This is a genomic window from Kitasatospora sp. NPDC032757 (assembly GCF_055579305.1).
Genome location: NZ_JBVINN010000002.1, coordinates 368,477 through 384,403, shown reverse-complemented (window position 1 = coordinate 384,403; position 15,927 = coordinate 368,477). Strand labels below are relative to the sequence as shown.

15 protein-coding genes are annotated in these 15,927 nt (G+C 75.6%); 1 reads left to right on the top strand and 14 read right to left on the bottom strand.

Going from position 1 to position 15,927, the window contains the following annotated elements:
• Position 1: 1 nt before the first annotated feature.
• The 14 genes from ACZ5WK_RS04830 to ACZ5WK_RS04765 form a co-directional block, all read right to left on the bottom strand.
• Positions 2 to 739 (bottom strand): VOC family protein, encoded by a 738-nt coding sequence (locus ACZ5WK_RS04830; RefSeq protein ID WP_465544957.1) that lies wholly within the window; start codon positions 737 to 739, stop codon positions 2 to 4.
• 304 nt (positions 740 to 1,043) lie between these two features.
• Positions 1,044 to 4,979 carry a BTAD domain-containing putative transcriptional regulator gene (locus tag ACZ5WK_RS04825; protein WP_465544955.1) on the bottom strand — a complete coding sequence of 1,312 codons (3,936 nt, stop codon included), beginning with the start codon at positions 4,977 to 4,979 and terminating at the stop codon, positions 1,044 to 1,046.
• Positions 4,979 to 5,374, bottom strand: coding sequence for a hypothetical protein (locus ACZ5WK_RS04820; RefSeq protein ID WP_465544953.1), 396 nt, complete (start codon positions 5,372 to 5,374; stop codon positions 4,979 to 4,981). Before ACZ5WK_RS04820 ends, ACZ5WK_RS04825 begins: the two co-directional genes overlap by 1 nt.
• 233 nt (positions 5,375 to 5,607) lie before the next feature.
• Positions 5,608 to 6,006 (bottom strand): TadE/TadG family type IV pilus assembly protein, encoded by a 399-nt coding sequence (locus ACZ5WK_RS04815; RefSeq protein WP_465544951.1) that lies wholly within the window; start codon positions 6,004 to 6,006, stop codon positions 5,608 to 5,610.
• 86 nt (positions 6,007 to 6,092) lie between these two features.
• Positions 6,093 to 6,464, bottom strand: a complete 372-nt coding sequence (locus tag ACZ5WK_RS04810) for a TadE/TadG family type IV pilus assembly protein (protein ID WP_465544949.1) — start codon at positions 6,462 to 6,464, stop codon at positions 6,093 to 6,095.
• 35 nt (positions 6,465 to 6,499) lie between these two features.
• A complete protein-coding gene (locus ACZ5WK_RS04805) occupies positions 6,500 to 6,778 on the bottom strand; it encodes a hypothetical protein (protein WP_465544947.1) in 279 nt (92 codons plus the stop codon).
• Between the two features lie 67 nt (positions 6,779 to 6,845).
• Positions 6,846 to 7,724, bottom strand: coding sequence for a type II secretion system F family protein (locus tag ACZ5WK_RS04800; protein WP_465544945.1), 879 nt, complete (start codon positions 7,722 to 7,724; stop codon positions 6,846 to 6,848).
• Positions 7,721 to 8,713 carry a type II secretion system F family protein gene (locus tag ACZ5WK_RS04795; RefSeq protein WP_465544943.1) on the bottom strand — a complete coding sequence of 331 codons (993 nt, stop codon included), beginning with the start codon at positions 8,711 to 8,713 and terminating at the stop codon, positions 7,721 to 7,723. The genes ACZ5WK_RS04800 and ACZ5WK_RS04795 overlap by 4 nt, the downstream gene beginning before the upstream one ends.
• Entirely contained in the window at positions 8,713 to 10,311 is a 1,599-nt protein-coding gene (locus ACZ5WK_RS04790) for a CpaF family protein (RefSeq protein ID WP_465544941.1), read from the bottom strand. Before ACZ5WK_RS04790 ends, ACZ5WK_RS04795 begins: the two co-directional genes overlap by 1 nt.
• A complete protein-coding gene (locus ACZ5WK_RS04785; RefSeq protein ID WP_465544939.1) occupies positions 10,301 to 11,644 on the bottom strand; it encodes a CpaE-like family protein in 1,344 nt (447 codons plus the stop codon). Before ACZ5WK_RS04785 ends, ACZ5WK_RS04790 begins: the two co-directional genes overlap by 11 nt.
• Position 11,645: 1 nt before the next feature.
• On the bottom strand, positions 11,646 to 12,374 hold the full coding sequence (locus tag ACZ5WK_RS04780) for an SAF domain-containing protein (protein WP_465544937.1): 729 nt from the start codon (positions 12,372 to 12,374) through the stop codon (positions 11,646 to 11,648).
• A gap of 105 nt (positions 12,375 to 12,479) precedes the next feature.
• Complete coding sequence (locus ACZ5WK_RS04775) at positions 12,480 to 13,418, bottom strand: hypothetical protein (protein ID WP_465544935.1); 939 nt, start codon at positions 13,416 to 13,418, stop codon at positions 12,480 to 12,482.
• Complete coding sequence (locus ACZ5WK_RS04770; protein ID WP_465544933.1) at positions 13,412 to 13,972, bottom strand: hypothetical protein; 561 nt, start codon at positions 13,970 to 13,972, stop codon at positions 13,412 to 13,414. The genes ACZ5WK_RS04775 and ACZ5WK_RS04770 overlap by 7 nt, the downstream gene beginning before the upstream one ends.
• Positions 13,973 to 14,172: 200 nt before the next feature.
• Complete coding sequence (locus ACZ5WK_RS04765) at positions 14,173 to 15,045, bottom strand: hypothetical protein (protein ID WP_465544931.1); 873 nt, start codon at positions 15,043 to 15,045, stop codon at positions 14,173 to 14,175.
• Between the two features lie 375 nt (positions 15,046 to 15,420).
• Here ACZ5WK_RS04765 and ACZ5WK_RS04760 point away from each other — a divergent pair, with 375 nt between their 5' ends.
• A complete protein-coding gene (locus tag ACZ5WK_RS04760; RefSeq protein ID WP_465544929.1) occupies positions 15,421 to 15,852 on the top strand; it encodes a pyridoxamine 5'-phosphate oxidase family protein in 432 nt (143 codons plus the stop codon).
• Positions 15,853 to 15,927 lie beyond the last annotated feature (75 nt).

Here is a 15,927-nt window from a genome sequence, read left to right as displayed (position 1 = left end):
GTCAGAGAGGGCTGAGGAGGCAGAACTCGTTGCCCTCCGGGTCGGCCAGAACCGTCCAGGAGATCGCCGACCGGTCGATGCCGGCGTCGGTGGCGCCCAGGGCGCGCAGTCGGGCTTCCTCTGCTGCCGGGTCGTCACCCGGGTAGGGGCGGACGTCGAGGTGGACGCGGTTCCACACGCTCTTGGTGTCGGGGGTGCGGATGAACTCCAGGTAGGGGCCGACGCCTTCGGCGGAGCGCATGGTCGCGTGGTCGTCGGTGACCTCGTGCAGCGTCCAGTCCATCGCCTCGCCCCAGAACCGGGCCATCGCTCGTGGGTCGGCGCAGTCGACCACCACCGCGGCGATCGGCCCGGTGCCCTCGTAGACCGGGCGGGGCTCCAGGACGCAGAACTCGTTGCCCTCCGGGTCGGCCATGACCGTCCAGGGGACGTCGCCCTGACCCACGTCGGCGAGCGTCGCGCCGAGGTCCTTCAGGCGTGCGACCAACTCCGCCTGATGGGCGGTCGAGGTGGTGGCCAGATCAAGGTGCACCCGGTTCTTCACCGTCTTGGGTTCCGGGCGGGCGATGATGTCGATGCAGACGGCCACGGGGGCGGGGTAGGCGAAGCCCACGGGTTCGAGGTTGGTCACACCGGGGCCCTCGCTGTCGAGCCCCCAACCGAGTGCCTCCGCCCAGAACCGGCCGAGCGCGGAGTCGTCCTGGGCCTTCATGTTGATCTGCACAAGTCGTGTTGCCATGCCGCAAATCCTAGGGTCCGCCTGCAAAGATGATCAAGGGATGAGAGGTCATGTCCGCCGCGTGCGTCGTCATGTGAGCACCAAGCTCCACCTGGCCTGCGACGGACGCGGCCGACCGCTCGGCTTCGCCCTGTCGGGCGGCAACACCAACGACTGCACCCGCCTGGAAGCGGTCCGTGTCCCGAGGGTCGGGCCGGGCGCCCGCACACCCGGCCCGACCACGTCATCGCCGGCATGGGCGAGTCCTTGTGAACGCAGGCGAAGCCCGACCATGCCGCCCGCACCTGACCGACGGTGCCCCGCGTCACGCCCCCGACAGGAGGTCGCGGAGCAGGGCGACCGTGTCGGCGTCGAGGTCGCGGCCGGTGCGGCGGCTCAGGGCGTCGAGGCGGTTGACGGCGCGCAGGAGCTGGTCGCGGGCGCCGGCGGAGGCGTAGGCGTAGAAGAGGTCGCGGTGCAGCAGTTCGACGTCCGGGGCGACGGCGAGGCCGCGGAAGACGGCGGCCTCGGCGCTGCGGTGGTCGCCGTACTGGAGGCGGCGGGCGGCGAGTTCGTGGGCGGTGTCGACGATCGCGGCGATCATGTCCTGCCGTTCGGCCTCGGCCCAGCCGTAGGCGGCGGGCGGGGCTTCGGCGAAGGGGGCGCCGCGGACCAGGGCGAGGGCGTGGGCGAGGGCCGCGTCGGCGGTGGCGCTGGTGCTGCGCATGCCGCGGCGGTAGAGGCTGCGGAACTCGTCCCAGTCGCAGGTGACGGTCGGAGCGAAGGTGTAGCCGTCGGGGGTGTCGGTGGGCAGGAAGGCCCGGCCCTCGGCCGAGCTGCCGAACCAGGCGGCCAGGTCGGCGAGTTTGGCGGGCAGCGGGCTCTTGGCGTCGGCGGCGGTGGGGTGCGGGTCGAGGTGGGCGGCGCCGGGATGGAGGTCGTGGTCGAGGGCGTTGTGGTCGGCGCCGGGTCGCAGGGCGAGGTAGGCGGCGAGTTCGGTGAGCCGGGGCAGGACGGCCGGTTCGGCGGTACCGGCGGCGCCGGCCACGTCGACCGGGCCGAGCAGCCGGATCCGGGGGGCGGTGCGCACGGCGTGCGCCTCCGGGGACCGGAGGATGGCGAGCAGGTCGTCGCAGTCGCTGCGGGCCGGGGTGGTACGGGCCGTCGGCGCGGAAGCCGGCTGGGGCGCCGGCTCGGCGGAGCGTTCCGCGGACGGCTCGGGGAGCGGCTCAGGGGCCGGCTCGGGGCGGGCGGGGAGGCGCGGGTCGACGCCGGTGGGCGCGGGTGCGGGGTCGTGGGTCGGCACGGGCTCCGGCGCGCGCTCGGGGGCGGGCGCCACCGGCCCGGACGTCACGGGCCCGGACGGGGCGGGCTCCGGCGTCACGGGCTCCGGCGCCGGCGCGGCGGGCGGTACCGGCTGGACGAGCTGGACGGACTGGACCGGCACCACCACGTCGGCCCCGGCCGGGAGGCGGAGGTTCTGCGTGGTCTCGTCCAGGTCCGCGTCCTCGTCGGCCTCCGCTCCGGCCCCGGTTCCGGCTCCGGCTCCGGCTGCGGTTCCGGCTCCGGCTCCGGCTCCGGACAGGACCACCGAGCCCGCTCCGCTCTGCCGGCCGAGGCCGTTGGCGAGGAAGCGCGCCCCCGGGCCACCCGCGGCACCCGCCGCGAACCCGGCAGGCGCGGCCGGGTCGGTGCCGGCGAACGGGCTCGCGCCCGTACCGATGACCCGGGCGAGCAGACGCGGGCCGGCCGCGTCCGAGCCGCCGCTCTCCTCCCCCGCACCGCCGGCGACACCCGCAGCACCGAGGAACCCGGCACCGACCGCTGCCAGGACCGGTACGGGGGAGGGGAGTTCGGCCGGTTCGAGGTCGATGCCGGGGCCGTCCAGGGTCCAGGCGGGGGCGGGGTGCTGGGTGGTGTCGTCGGCTGCCCGGAGCAGCTCGGAGACCTGCTCGTACTGCGGGCCGGTCAGGCGTTGCAGCTCCAGGGTGAGGTGCAGGCCGGGGATGGTGGCCTGGCCGGTGCTGGGCAGGGTCCAGCGGGCGACCGGGCCGGTGCCGCGCTCGGGCGCGCGGGTGACCACGGCGACACAGGTGCGGGGTCGGGCGTCGAGCAGGCGGCCGAGCTCGGCGGGGATGTCGCCGCCGGGCTGGTGGGCGCAGAGCACGATCTCCGGGACCCAGGACTCGTCGGCCTGGCCGCGGCTGCGCGCGTCCCGGGGGCTGGCGGCCTCCGCGGCGACCAGGGTGGCGCGGGCCTTGGCGGTGCGCGGGCCGAGGGCGGCGAGCGCCGCCTCCAGGGTGGGGTGGTGGTGGACCCGTTCGGCGGCCGGGCCGCTGATCGGCAGCTCCTCGGCGAGGTCGACGAGGTGCAGGTGGAGCCGGTCGGCGAGGGGGCTGTGAGCGAGTTCGACGGCCAGGGTGCGCAGCACGTCGCGGGCGTCGTCCGGGTGGCCGGAGAGGTGGAGCAGCCGGACGGTCTCCAGGTCGGCGAGGACGACCGAACCGTCCGGCGCGGTGCCGAGGGTGACCAGGGCCGGGTAGGGCGCGGCGGACTTGCGGGCCTGGGAGGGCGAGAGCAGCTCGGTGGAGTCGGCCGCGCACCACCAGACGTTGGGGGCGTGGGCGGCGCGGAACGGCGCGATCGGAGCGGCCGGGCCGGAGAGGTGGAGTTCGACGGTGTGCCCGGGGGTGACCCGGGCGGCCACGACGGCGGGCAGGCGCTTGCCGCCGCGGACGGTGTTGCGGGCCAGGGTGCGCAGGGCACGGTCGAGCAGGTCGAGGCCGCGGTCGTCCTGACGGGTCTTCAGCTCGGCCTCGAAGGCGGCGGCGGGCGCGGCCGGCAGGGCGATGCGGTGGCGCGGGCGGCGGGCGCGCAGCTGGGTGCCGCGCTTGCGGGCGACGGTGCCGATCATCATGGCGGCGAGCAGGACGCTGACGGTGGAGGCGGTGAGGGCGACGGTGTAGTCGTCGCTCGGGGCCGCCTCGGTGTGCGCGGCGGGGGCCGGGGCGTGGGTGGGCGGCGGGGTGGGCGCCTGGGTGGCGGGAGCCGGTGTGGCGGGGGGCGAGGCGGGCGGCGCGGGCGTGGTGGACGCCCCGGGTGCCGGTAAAGGCGCCGGGGCAGGAGCAGGAGCCGGATCCGGTACCGGCGCGGGCGCGGGAGCCGGAGCGGGAGCAGCAGCCCCCGGAACCGTCAGCACCATCCCCGGCACCACCACGTCCGGGTCGGTCAGCCGCTCCCCGTCCGGCGCCTGGACACCCCTGTTCGCCTCGAACAGCTTCGGCCAGGCCTCGGCATCCCCCAACTCCCGCTGGGCGATGGCCGACAGGCTGTCCCCGGCCGCCACCGTCACCGTAGCGTGCCCGGCACTCCCGGCCGTCCCCGCCTGCGGCACGCCGGACGCCGGCGCCTGGGCAGGGGCCGGCGCCGGGGCCTGGGCCGCAGCCGCGTCCGCCTTGGCGTCGCCCGGCATCAGCAGCTCCCACCCGGGCTGGATCGGCCGCTCGGCGTCGAAGCGGACGCCCGAACCGTCCATCACCCGGCCGTCGTTGAGCTTGGCGATCTCCACCCACCGCTCTCCCGAACCCAGTTGGCGCTCGGCGATGGACCAGAGGCTGTCGGCGGGCCGGCTGTCCCGGACGGTGTACGTGGGGTGCTGGTCGGCGGCGGGCGCGAGTGCGGGCGCGGCCTGGGCGGCGGGCAGTGCGGCCCGCTGCGCGCCGATGGTCAACTGGGCCGGGGCGGAGGCGGCATGGGCCCGGTCGGGAGTGGCGGCGAAGGACGATCCGGCCACCGGCAGCAGCGCGATCACCGAGCCGACCAGGCCGGCGGCCAGCCGCTGGCTCCAGCCGAAGGCCGGGATCCGCCGGGCGATCCGGCCGCGCAGCTGGGCCGGGATCTCCAGCAGGACGGAGACGGCGAAGCAGAGCCAGCCCAGCCAGCCGACCACCACCAGCAGCCAGAGGAAGAGCCGCCCGTCGTCGGGGCCGGTCAGCGCCTGCCCGACGCCGTCCGGCGCGACGTCACCCATCGCGGCGACGGCCTGGGTGCCGTACATCAGAAGCGCGGGCACGCCGACGAGCAGGGCGAGCAGGGTGAGCAGCGCCGCGACGGCGGTGAGCAGGGCGCCGCCCCGGCCGCCGCGGCGCGGGGGCAGCGACGCCGGCGGACGGCCGGACGCCGGCGCTCCGGCCCGGCGAGCGGGCCCGCGGCGGGCCGAACGTCCGTCGCGGGCTTGGTCCTTGGCACGTGGCGCGACCATCAGTCGGTCTCCGCTTTCTCGACTCCGTGGACGAGGGTGGCACTCCCCTTGCCCGTGACCTTCTGCTTGCCGAGCTCGCCCAGCAGGGCCGGCTTGTAGTCGGCCTCCACCGTGACGGTGACGGCCGTTCCGTCCGGTGAGAACGCCACGGCCGCCGCCTTGAGGTGGTACAGGGCGAGGTAGCTGTCGGCGGCGTCCTTGACGTACTGCTCCTTGATCCGGTACCCCTCGCCGCGGAGCACGGCTGCCTCGTCGAGCTGCTGGCCGCCGACCCGGGCGGCCTCCTGGGCATAGGCGTCGGTGCGCTCGGCGACGCGCAACCGGCCTCCGGCGTCCACGACGAGGGCGATGACCAGGACCAGGAAGGCCGCGCAGATCGCCACGAAGATGGCCATCGAGCCCCGGTCGGACCGGCCTCGCGCCCACCCCCGGCCCCCGCGGCCCCGCCGCCGTTCTCCCCCGGGTCTGCGCGCCATCACGCCCCCTCCCGCACGTTCGTCTCCCCACCGGTCCCCACCGGAACCGCTCCGCACCCCTGCCTGCCCGCCCCCGGGAGCCCTCCGCTTGCGTCTCCCCCGCCCGGGGCGTCCCCAATCCCCGCCCGGAAACCTCGTCCGCACCACCCGTCTCACCCACCCCGGTAGCGGTCGACCACCGAGATGAAGGTGCCGACGAGCCTCTTCGTCCCGGGCATGCCGGGCCCGGGCACGAGGTCGCTCAGGCCGACCTCGCACACCACGGTCACCTCCACGGTGGCCATCACGGCCCCGTGGCTCTCCAGTCGGCCGGGCTTCCAGGTGACGCTGCTGCTCCGGCAGTCGACGCCCTGCTGCTGGAGGGTGGCCCTGGCGGTCCGCTCGACCAGCGCGTCCGTCCCGTCGGCGCTGCGCACCAGCGACGCCGTCCGGGCGGCCGAGCGGGCCGCCGCCTCCACCGTGCCGGCCGCGGTCTGCACCCGGCCCGCGGCGACGGTGACCAGGATCAGCGCGACGACGCCCGGGGCGACGATCGCCGCTTCGATCGCCACTCCGCCGCCGTCGCGCCCCCGCGCCGACCGGGCGGCCCGCCACGCCGCGAACCGCCGCCCCGGGCCCCGGAGACCGCCCGCCCGCTTCACGGCACCACCTTCGGCGGCAGGAACCGCTCGCGCGGCGCCTCGGCGTACTGGGTGACGGTCGGCTTGAGGAACGGGACGACGGAGGGCGCCGTGAGCTCCACCGTCACCCTGATCAGCTCGGGTGTGCTGCCGGCCTTCGTCACCCGGTACTCGCGGACGCCCTGCCGGCCGAGGAAGTCCTCGGCCTGCCTCGTCGCCGCTTCGTCCTTGGCCTCGTCGCTGCGGTTGCCCTGCACGCGTCCGGCGTCCACGCCCTCGCGGGCAGCGGTGAGCGCGACCTGGCGGTAGTACCACCACATCGACACCTGGACGACGAGCAGGATCAGCACCAGGACGACCGGGAAGACGATGGCCAGGCTCAGGCTCACCGACCCCCGGTCGCCGCGGCGACGGGGCCGGTGCGTCACGTGGCCGCGCCCCCGCCCGGGAGGTTCGGGTCCTGCTCGACCTTCTTCACGACCTTGTCCTTCAGCGCGTACAGCGCCACCGCGACGGCGCCCGCGACGAAGACCAGCGCGATGATGGCGAGGGCGAGTTCGATGCTGATCGCGCCGCGGTCGCCGCGCGCCCGGGCGGCCTTCACCCGGCCGACGCGGAACTGGAAGAGCAGCAGCGCGAACTGGACGGGTAGCAGCGTGGGCCGGATCAACCGGCCCGCCAGGGACTTGAACTGGTCGTACATCGGGAACTCCCGGGGTTGGGTGTGGTGTCAGCTGCTCGGTCGGTGAGGCACGCCCCGTGCGGCCTGCTCAGGCGAGCATCTGGTGGAGCGCGGGGAAGACGATCAGGACGGTCATCAGCAGGGTCAGGGCGGCCCCGGGCGCGACCATCCGCTCGCTGTCGGCGTTGGCCCGGGCCAGGTCCTCTGCCAGCAGCTCGCCGCGCAGGCCCTTGGCCCGGGCCCGCAGGGTGTCGTAGACGGCGGCGCCGTCGGTGCCGGAGAGCCGCATGATGTCGGCGACGTCCTGCAAGGGGGTCAGCCCGAGTTCGACGGCCAGCGCGTCCAGTCCGGCCCACGGCGGCAGCCGGTCGGTGGCGGCGCGGTCCAGGGCGTCCCGGATCCGGCGGAAGACCGGGCCGCGCCCGACCGAGGCGGCGCGGCGCAGCGCCTCGGCGGGCCCGAGGTCGGCGGCCCGCTCCAGCGCGACCAGCTCCAGGTAGGCGGCGATGCCGTGCAGGTACTCGGTGCGCGCCTCCTTGGCCTCGCCGCGCACGATGGCGTCCGGGACGAACCAGAACAGCCCGCCCAGCAGCGGCCCGACGACCAGCGGCAGCGCGAACGGCAGGCCCATGTCCAGCAGCAGCGCCATCGCCGCCAGGTAGGCCGGCAGGACGAGGCCGATCACGGCGAACAGCAGCTTGTGTGCCATGAACCGGGCCGGGGTGCGGCCGATCAGCGACAGCTCCCGGTACGGGATGCGCACGCCGCGCAGGCCGGCCGAGCGCTCGCCGATCCGGTCGAACCAGCGCGGCCGCTCGTCCGGGTGGGGTGTCCGGTCGGCGGGCGTGCGGTGCAGCCGGTCCAGGGCCTGGCTCAGATCGGGCGGGGCGGGCCGGAGTTCGGAGATCAGCAGGGCGACGCCGCCGGCCGCGATCGCGCCGACCAGCACGGACCAGGGCGAGATCATCGGGCCTCCCCGAGAAGTGACTGCTCGTCGGCGGAGCCGTCCGGGCCCGGACCGGCGTCCGCGGGCCTGCCGGAGCGGCCACGGCCACCGGTCCGGCTGCGCCGGTCGGCCTCCAGCAGCCGAGGCACCGGCGGGTGCGAGGCCAGTGCGCGCATCCAGGCGATGATCGCCACGAAGAGCGCGGCGACCACCGCGAGCACGATCTGCCCCAGCACGGTGCTGTACGGCCGGGTGTACTCGGTGTTGAACGAGCCGAGCACCACGACCAGCACGATGATGCCGACCAGCCAGCGGATGGTGGTGCGGTGCTTGGCCCGGTCGGCCTCGATGGTGCGGCGCTGGCGGACCTCCTCGCGGACCGAGTCGGCCATGTCGGAGAGCGCCCGGGCCAGGCCGGGGCCGCTGTCCCCGGCCCGCAGCAGCAGCGCGGCGAGCACCTTGTCGGCGGTGGCGTCGGCCAGGCTGTCGGCGAAGGCGCGCAGCGCCTCCTCCGGCCGCCAGCGGGCCTGGAGCCGGGCGGCCAGCTCCCCGACCTCGTCCTCGATCGCGGCGGGCGCCGTGCGGCGGCTGGTGACGATGGCCTGGTTGAGGCCGACACCGAGCAGCAGCACGTCGGCGATCCGCTGGGTCCACTCGGAGAGCGCCTCCAGCCGCTCGATCCGGTGGGTGTCCGGGCGGGTGGTGTCGAACAGCCAGGGCAGGCCGAAGACGGCGCACGGCACCAGCAGCGCGGTCAGCGGGATGCCGGTGAACAGCCAGCCGAGCGGCGCGCCGGCCAGCGCCAGCGGCAGCTGGACCCGGCGCAGCCGCACCACCCGGGCCGGGGCGGTGCCGGGCGCGCCGTACCAGAACACGTGGAGGCGGCCGGCCAGCGGGCTGGGCCCGTCGGCCTCGGTGTCCTCGTCCACGGGCTCGCTGCCGCGCGCCCAGGCCACCAGGGCGGCCAGGCCGAGCGCGACCAGCAGGCCGCAGAGGGCGAAGAGCAGCATCACCGGGGGCCACCGCCGATCCGCAGCTGGAGCGGCTCGGCCCAGCTCCCGTACCGGGAGCCGAGCAGCGCGGCGTCGAAGCCGGCCCGGCGCAGGTCGTCCAGGCAGTTCGGCGGGGTGTGCGGGACGGCGCGCGGCTCGCCCAGCTCGGGGCGCGGGCCGAACACGGTGTTGAGGGCGGGCCGGCCGCTCTCGCCGAGGCCGGTCACCTCCAGGACGTGCGAGACGAAGCGGTGGCGCCGGCCGCCGACGGCCGTCTCGTCGACCATCGACACGTGCACGATGAGGTCCACGGCGTTGGCGGTGAGCCGGTAGGCGAGCGCGTCGGTCATGTGCGAGCCGTACTCCAGGCAGAGTTCGGCGATGCGGTCGACCACCATGTGCGGGCCGCGGGCGTGCAGCGTGCACATCGAGCCGCCCTCGCCGTTGGTCATGACGCGCAGCATCGGGACGACCTCGCCGGAGCGGACCTCGCCGACGATGATCCGTGACAGCGTCATCCGGAGTGCGGCCGGGATGAGGTCACCGATCGTCAGCTCACCGGCCATCCGGCCCTCGACGCGCTCGCCGTTGCCCTCCCGGGCCTCCATCGGAACGACCTGGCGCAGGTGGCCGAGGGTGTGCAGCCAGAGCTCGAACTCCGACTCCAGGGTGCCGATCCGCTCGTCCGGCGGGATCTCGGCGGCCATCGCGCGCAGCAGGCTGGTCTTGCCGACACCCTGGGTGCCGGTGATCATCACGTTCTTCCGGGCCCGGATCGCCGAGGCCAGGAAGGCGGCAAGGGTGGAGTCCAGGGTGCCCAGCCGGACCATCTCAGGCAGGGTCGCCGAGGCCACCCGGTGGCGGCGGATCGCCACGTACGGGCGCGGGGTCACCTCGGTGAGCGCCTGGAGGCGCATGCCGCCCTCCAGGCGCAGCGCGAGGGTCGGGCTCGCGGTGGAGAGGCTGCGCTCGCCGCCGCCGTGCTGGCGGGCGAGGTCCTGGAGCAGCTCGACCAGTTCGGCGTCGGTGTCGGCCACCGGCGGGACCTGGCGCAGCGGCTGGTGCACCCGGGAGACCCAGACGTCGTCGCAGCCGTTGATCAGGATGTTCTCGATCTCCGGGTCGTCGAGGTAGGGCTGCAGCCGGCCGGCCCGGAAGAGCAGGTCGAAGACGGCCTCGGCGAGCGCGCGGTCCTGGTCGCGGGTGGGCGGGATGCCGTGGGTCTGCGCGTAGGCGTCGGACCAGCGGGCGACGGCCTCCTCGATCAGGGCCCGGCCGCGCTGGCGGCGGGTGGCGCGGTCCGGTTCGGTACCGGAGGCGGCGGTCAGCCGGGTGATCTGCTGGTGCAGTTCGGCCGCGACCTGGCGCTTGAGCTCGCGCGCCACCTGCGGGTCGACGGCCGGGCGGGTGCCGGCGCCGCGCCGGTCGAGGGAGGGCAGCTGGGACGGAACGGCGGTGGGGGTCGCGGCGCCGCCCTGCTGGGCGCCCGCGACGGGGCCGGGCGCGACGGGGCCGGGCGCGACGGGGCCGGGCTGGACGACCGGCTGGGGCGCCGTCCAGGGCAGTGCGGCCGGGTCGGCCGCCGCCGGGTGCTGGTGCAGGGGGCTACCGCGCACGGAGCACCTCCCCGTGGCCGAGGTGGGACTGCTGCGGGCCCTGGCCGTACGGCTGCGCCGACCGGTACTGCTCCGGCTGCTCCGGCTGGACGTGGCCGTACTCCGGCGCGGGCCCCTGGCCGTACTGCCCACCGTCCGGCGGCCCGTACGGTGGCCCGGCGTGCGGCCCGGCGTACGACGCGGCCGCGTACGGCGGGCCTGCGAACGGCGGGCCTGCGTCCGGCAGGCCTCCGGCGGTCGGCGCCCCGGTGGTCGGCGCTGCCGACGACGGGCCTGCCGACGACGGGCCCCCGTCCGCCGGGCCCGCGTACGGCGGCCCGGGCTGCTGCGGCTGGACGTGCGCAGGGAAGGGCGCGGGCGCGGCCGGCTGCGGCGCGAACCCGGCCAGCGGCGCCACCGGGCCGGTGGCGATCACCGGCGGCACCGGCGGCGGCACCTGACCGTACGGCTGCGGCGCCGGAGGAGGAGGCGCGTAGGTGAGCGGCTGCGCCCCGGCGTCGGCCGGGGGCGCCGCGGCGAGCTGTGCGGGTGCGGGCGCCGCCGTGGGCGCCAGCCGCTGCCGACGGCGGCGCACCAGCAGCTGCACCTCGTCCGCCGCCGAACGGGCCGTCCGCATCAGCTCCGAGCGGATGAACCGGCGGTCGGTGATGTCCCCGCCGTCCGACAGCACCCGGGCGGTGCGCACGGCGTGCGGCAGCAGCCCGAGCACCGGAAGTCCGAACTCCCGCGAGACCTCCGCACCCGAGTACGGTCCCTCGGCGACCAGCAGCAGGCCCAGCGCGTCCGCACCGGTGCCGGCCGTGGCGAGGTCCTCGGTGAGCGCGGACAGCCGCGGCCGGACGGCACTCAGCCCGCGCAGGGTGCTGCGCACGGTGACCGCGACCACGTCGGCCCGGCGGGCGAGGACGGCGCTGGTCCCGGTGGCGCCGGAGCGGCCGAGGTCGAGGATCACGTCGTAGCCCTGCTGCTCCAGCCCGTGCAGCACCTCCATCAGCGGCTCCCAGGTGTAGGCGAGCCCGGGCGCCTGGGTCGGGTCGGTCAGGCCGGGCAGCAGCAGCCGTTCGGCGTTCCCCTCGGGCGAGAGGTCGATCAGCTGCTCCCAGAGCGCCTGGGCGAGCAGCCCGCGCCGGTCCGCGACGGCCAGGTTGCGCAGCCCGTAGACCGCCTCGACCCGGCCCTCCAGCGCACCGGCCAGCACCGCGCCGCCGTCCGGGTCGCACTCCACGAGCAGGATGCGGCGCCCCGGCTGCAACGGCCAGGCCAGCAGCAACGCCAGGGCCGTCGTGGTGGCGCCCGGTGCCCCGGGGCCGCCGACCACCGCGATCACCGCCATCTCAGGCCCCACCCGCCCCGGGCGACGCCGACGCGGCGCCGGTCGCGGCCCCGGAGGGCGCCGCCGTGCCCGAGGGCGCGGGAGCCGCCGGGGGCGTGACGCCGGCCGCTCCGCGTGGCGACAGCACCACCTGGATCCGCCCGCTGGCCACCCAGGAGGCCAGCCGGGAGGCATCCGCCGCCGGCACCGCCACGTCCACCACCTGGCTGCCGTCCGTGTCCACCCGGCCGACGGTGACGACCACCGCGGCCAGCGAGTCCGGCCGGCCGGTGTCCGGCGTGTAGACCACGACGATCGGCAGGCCGGGCTGGAGCCTGGTCGCCGGCAGCTGGGTGCGCTTGGCCGAGACGCCCACGATCAGCTGGCCCGGCTGCACGGCCAGCGCCTGGGCGAGGTCCGCCTTCAGCAGCAGCGAGCCGCGCTTGAGGTCGGTGGTGGCCCGCATCCCGACCGCGTCCTTGCGGTCCTTGGCCGACACCGGCTTGAGCACCGGGTCGCTCGCGATCCGCGCCTCCACCAGGTCCGCTTCGGTCAGCACCTGCCCGTACGGCACGTCATGGGCGAGCGCCAGCACGGCGACCCGCTGCCCGGTGCTGTTGTAGAGCGCCGCGCCGCCGAGCCCGCCGGCGGCTATCAGTGCCACCGCCATCGCCAGCACCGCCGGCCGCCGCCGCCGGGCCCGGAGCGTGCGCCCCGGGGTGTGCGGCGTGGCCGGTCCCTGCTCAGGCACCACCACGGACACCCCCGGCGTCGCTGTCTGTACGGTTCTCCACCGGGTTCCGGCCCCTCCCACGTCGTTCTGGCACGTTGCTGTGTTGCGGCCCTGCCGCCGGGCTCAGTTGAGGACCTGCACCTCGGCCACCCGCATGGCGAGGTTGGCGGAGAGCGGCACCTTGATCGGGGCGACCTTCTGGTTGCTGCCGGTGACGGTCACCTCGCCCACCCAGTTGGCCGTGACCGTCCCGGCGAAGGTGCCGTCGGCCTTCGTGGCCGAGCCGGTCGAGAACACGTGGCCGCAGGTGGGCGACTTGGCGGCGCCGTACGTCGGGTCGTACGGGGTGCCGGCCGCGCCCTCCTTGTCACAGGTCTCCTTCGCTCCGTCGCCGAGGTCCCAGACCACCGACTCCAGCCGGGGGGTGACCGTGACGGTGACGATGCCGTTGCTCACCCACTTCGGCGCCGGCGCCTTGGCGTTGGTCAGCCAGAGCCAGACCGGCACGCCGACCACGGCCGTGCCCTCGGGGGCGATGCCCGGCTCGGGGAACGGCAGGGCGATCTGCTCGAACATGAGCTTCTCGGCCTCCGCCACCGGGTCGAACGGCGGCTCGGCGGGCGCCTGGGCGAAGAACTTCGGCGCCGTCGTGCCCATGCTGCCGTCGGTGAAGCGGCAGGTCTCGGCGTAGACGGTGCCCTCGGTGGGCTTGTGCCCGGCCCAGACCGGGTCGTCGGCCGGAGGCTGCGGGGTGACCGTCCGGTAGTAGCAGCCGGTCGCGCTGCTGAACCAGCCCAGCTCCGGGTCCCGGCAGGGCCAGTCCTCGCCGTTCCAGCGGCAGAGCTGCGGACCGCCGGAGCCCCCGTCGCCCGTCCCGCCGTTGCCGCCGGCCGGGGTCGGCGTGCTCCCCGGCGTCTTGGTCCCCTCGCAGATGACGTTCACCGCGCAGTGCGTGACATCACCGGCCGGTGGTTCGTCCGCCATCGCGGGCGCCGCCGGGGCCATCAGTAATCCGGCGGACAACAGCGCGCGGATCACGATTCGCCGTTCGAGTTTCAGCACGATCGGTTCACCTCCCGCTTGAACTCGTTGATCAGCCAACGCGTTTGGAACTTCCGCAGGGAAACGGTCGCGAGGTACCGCGTCAGCCGCTGTTGTGGATCCTTTACCGCGTGCGTGGTGGCGTCGGCCTGGTGCCAGCCCGTCACATCGAGGCAGTCCTCGATCACGGCGGTCTGGGGATCCGACTTCAGGTCGACGGTCTTCACCACCGGGGAATTCCTCGGACTTCCGATCATCACCAGTTTGGCGTCGCGCAGCTGACGGAGATTGACGAGCGAGTCGCGCAGCGCCGTCCCGGAGGAGTACGTCTGCAGCCGGGACCCGTCCGAATCGGTACGGCCGAACTCCTCCGTCTGAGCTTGCCACCAGTCCTGATAGGTGCTCAACGCCAGCCGCCCCTGGGCCCCTTCGGGCCCGTCGGTCGGCGCGATCCCGATGTTTGCGGAACCACCCGAAGGAGTTACCGGGTTCACTCCCGCAACAGTGGGCGCACCCGACCCGAGACGATCGACGGAACCGGCGTCACCACTGGCCGCACAGGAGCTCAGCAGCATCGCCAGAACCAGCCCGGCGACCCCAACCGCCCCAGGGCGCAACACATTTCCGCGCCGCCGCATCGCCCCACCTCATCGCGACCGACCCCGTCCGTGGTCCGTGGTCGCCAGAAGAATTCCGCCGTCCCGCCGGTGTTGCTGCGAGGGCATCGATTCTTCGCCAACCCACCCCTTCACGGCAACACCCCGGGCCCCTGACCTTACGCGGAAGGCGGATCCGTCGGGGCACTTTCCCGCCACAGAACGGCCAACAGTTCTTCGGAAAGCGACAATCCGGCCAATGCGCCCCGAACCGCGGCCCGATTTCGCATCAACAGGCGCCCGCCCTGCGGCGGTACGAGCAGGCGTGCGCCCGGTATGCCACCGCTCGGGGCGGTGCCGGTCCCGGGACCGCCGCCGTCGAGCAGCGCGGCGACGGCCGGTTGGAGGTCGAGCGGGGCGACGACGGCGGGCGCACCGGGGAGCCCCTGCTGGAGCACGGTGGTGAGGGCACGGCTGAACGATCCGTCGCCCCCGGGCAGGACGGCGTCCCGGCCCCGTCTACCGGCGGTGTAACGGCCGACCCGGCCCCAGAGCGGCACCCGCGGGTAGCTGAGCAGTTCGCCCGCACCGTCCTCGCCCCCGCCGCGTTCGAGCGCGGCCCAGGTGTCCCGGTCGGCGACGGCGTCGACCAGCAGCAGCGCCTCCTCCTGGTCGCCGTGGACCATCGCGCTGACCACCCAGTCCCAGGCCAGCCCGCGCCGGTAGGCGTTGTCGGCGGTGGAGCCGCCGGTGACCAGGGCCAGCCGCCGGCCGCGCGGATCGGCGACCAGCTGGCCCACCAGGCAGACCAGCAGCCACCGGCCGGGCCGGGCGGCCGCCTCGCGCACCGCGGTGAGCATGGTGTTGGCGTCCGCCCCCGGGTCCACCACGGCGACCCGGCAGCCGACCGCGCCGGCGTCGAAGCACATCCCGGGCAGCACGTCGGCGAGCAGCCGGGCCCCGGCCGCGGCGAGCGCGGACCCGCCGAAGCCGCGGTCCGGACCGCCGTCCGCCCCGATCACCACGAGATCGATCCCACTGACCACCCGCACCGCCCCCTCCTCGCCGGCCCCGCCCTACCCGGGGCCGCCCGCCGCACCACCGCACGCTCCGTCCGGCCGTGCGTCCGGTCCTGCCGTTCCCGCGGCCGCCCCGGCCCGCGGCTCCTGCCGTACGGCCGTTCCCGGCCGTACGGCGCTTTCTGTCGTACGGCCACACCTCTCGCGCGGCCGCACGGGTCGGACAGCCGTTCCCGTCGGACAGCCGTTCGTGTCGTACTCGCGGCGGGGCGCCCGTGCCCCCGGCACGTTCCGCACCGCCGCGGACAAGCTACCGCCCCGCGGGCCCGGCGACGGGGCTCCGGGCCCACCCGCTCCGGGACCATGGGCCCTATCGGCCCGCAGTCCGGCAAGAGGACGATCGGAGGCATGGACCGTGACGAGCGTGTGGAGCCCCTGAGCGAGGCCGAGTGCCTGCGGCTGCTCAGCACCGTGCCCGTCGGGCGCGTGGTGTACACCGAGCACGCGCTGCCGGCCGTCCTGCCGGTCTCCTTCGAGGTCACCGCGGACGGGCGCCTGCTGCTGGCCGTACGCCGGGGCAGCACCACCGCGCGCGGGCTTGACGGCACCGTCGTCGCGTTCCAGGCCGACCGCTTGGACCCGGTCACCCGGACCGGGTGGAGCGTGCTGGTGCACGGCCGGGCGGACGTGGTGCGCGAGCCCGAGCAGGTGCGGCAGGCGCTGCGTTCCGGGCTGTGGCCCTGGACCGGCGACCCTGAGCCGTTGTTCGTCGCCCTGGTGCCGGAGCTGGTCAGCGGCCGTCAGCTGCTGCCCGCCGGCCGGACGGCACAGCGCTCCTGACGCCTGCACGGCCACGGCCGGGCCCTTGGCAGTCCTGGTCCCTTCCGGCCCCGATCGCTTCCGGCCCTGATCCTT

Bases quoted from the DNA above. Each gene is read 5' to 3' on its own strand.
- ACZ5WK_RS04830 (WP_465544957.1), bottom strand. From the start codon at position 739: ATGGCAACACGACTTGTGCAGATCAACATGAAGGCCCAGGACGACTCC.
- ACZ5WK_RS04825 (WP_465544955.1), bottom strand. From the start codon at position 4,979: ATGGTCGCGCCACGTGCCAAGGACCAAGCCCGCGACGGACGTTCGGCC.
- ACZ5WK_RS04820 (WP_465544953.1), bottom strand. From the start codon at position 5,374: ATGGCCATCTTCGTGGCGATCTGCGCGGCCTTCCTGGTCCTGGTCATC.
- ACZ5WK_RS04805 (WP_465544947.1), bottom strand. From the start codon at position 6,778: ATGTACGACCAGTTCAAGTCCCTGGCGGGCCGGTTGATCCGGCCCACG.
- ACZ5WK_RS04800 (WP_465544945.1), bottom strand. From the start codon at position 7,724: ATGATCTCGCCCTGGTCCGTGCTGGTCGGCGCGATCGCGGCCGGCGGC.
- ACZ5WK_RS04795 (WP_465544943.1), bottom strand. From the start codon at position 8,713: ATGCTGCTCTTCGCCCTCTGCGGCCTGCTGGTCGCGCTCGGCCTGGCC.
- ACZ5WK_RS04785 (WP_465544939.1), bottom strand. From the start codon at position 11,644: ATGGCGGTGATCGCGGTGGTCGGCGGCCCCGGGGCACCGGGCGCCACC.
- ACZ5WK_RS04770 (WP_465544933.1), bottom strand. From the start codon at position 13,972: ATGCTGCTGAGCTCCTGTGCGGCCAGTGGTGACGCCGGTTCCGTCGAT.
- ACZ5WK_RS04760 (WP_465544929.1), top strand. From the start codon at position 15,421: ATGGACCGTGACGAGCGTGTGGAGCCCCTGAGCGAGGCCGAGTGCCTG.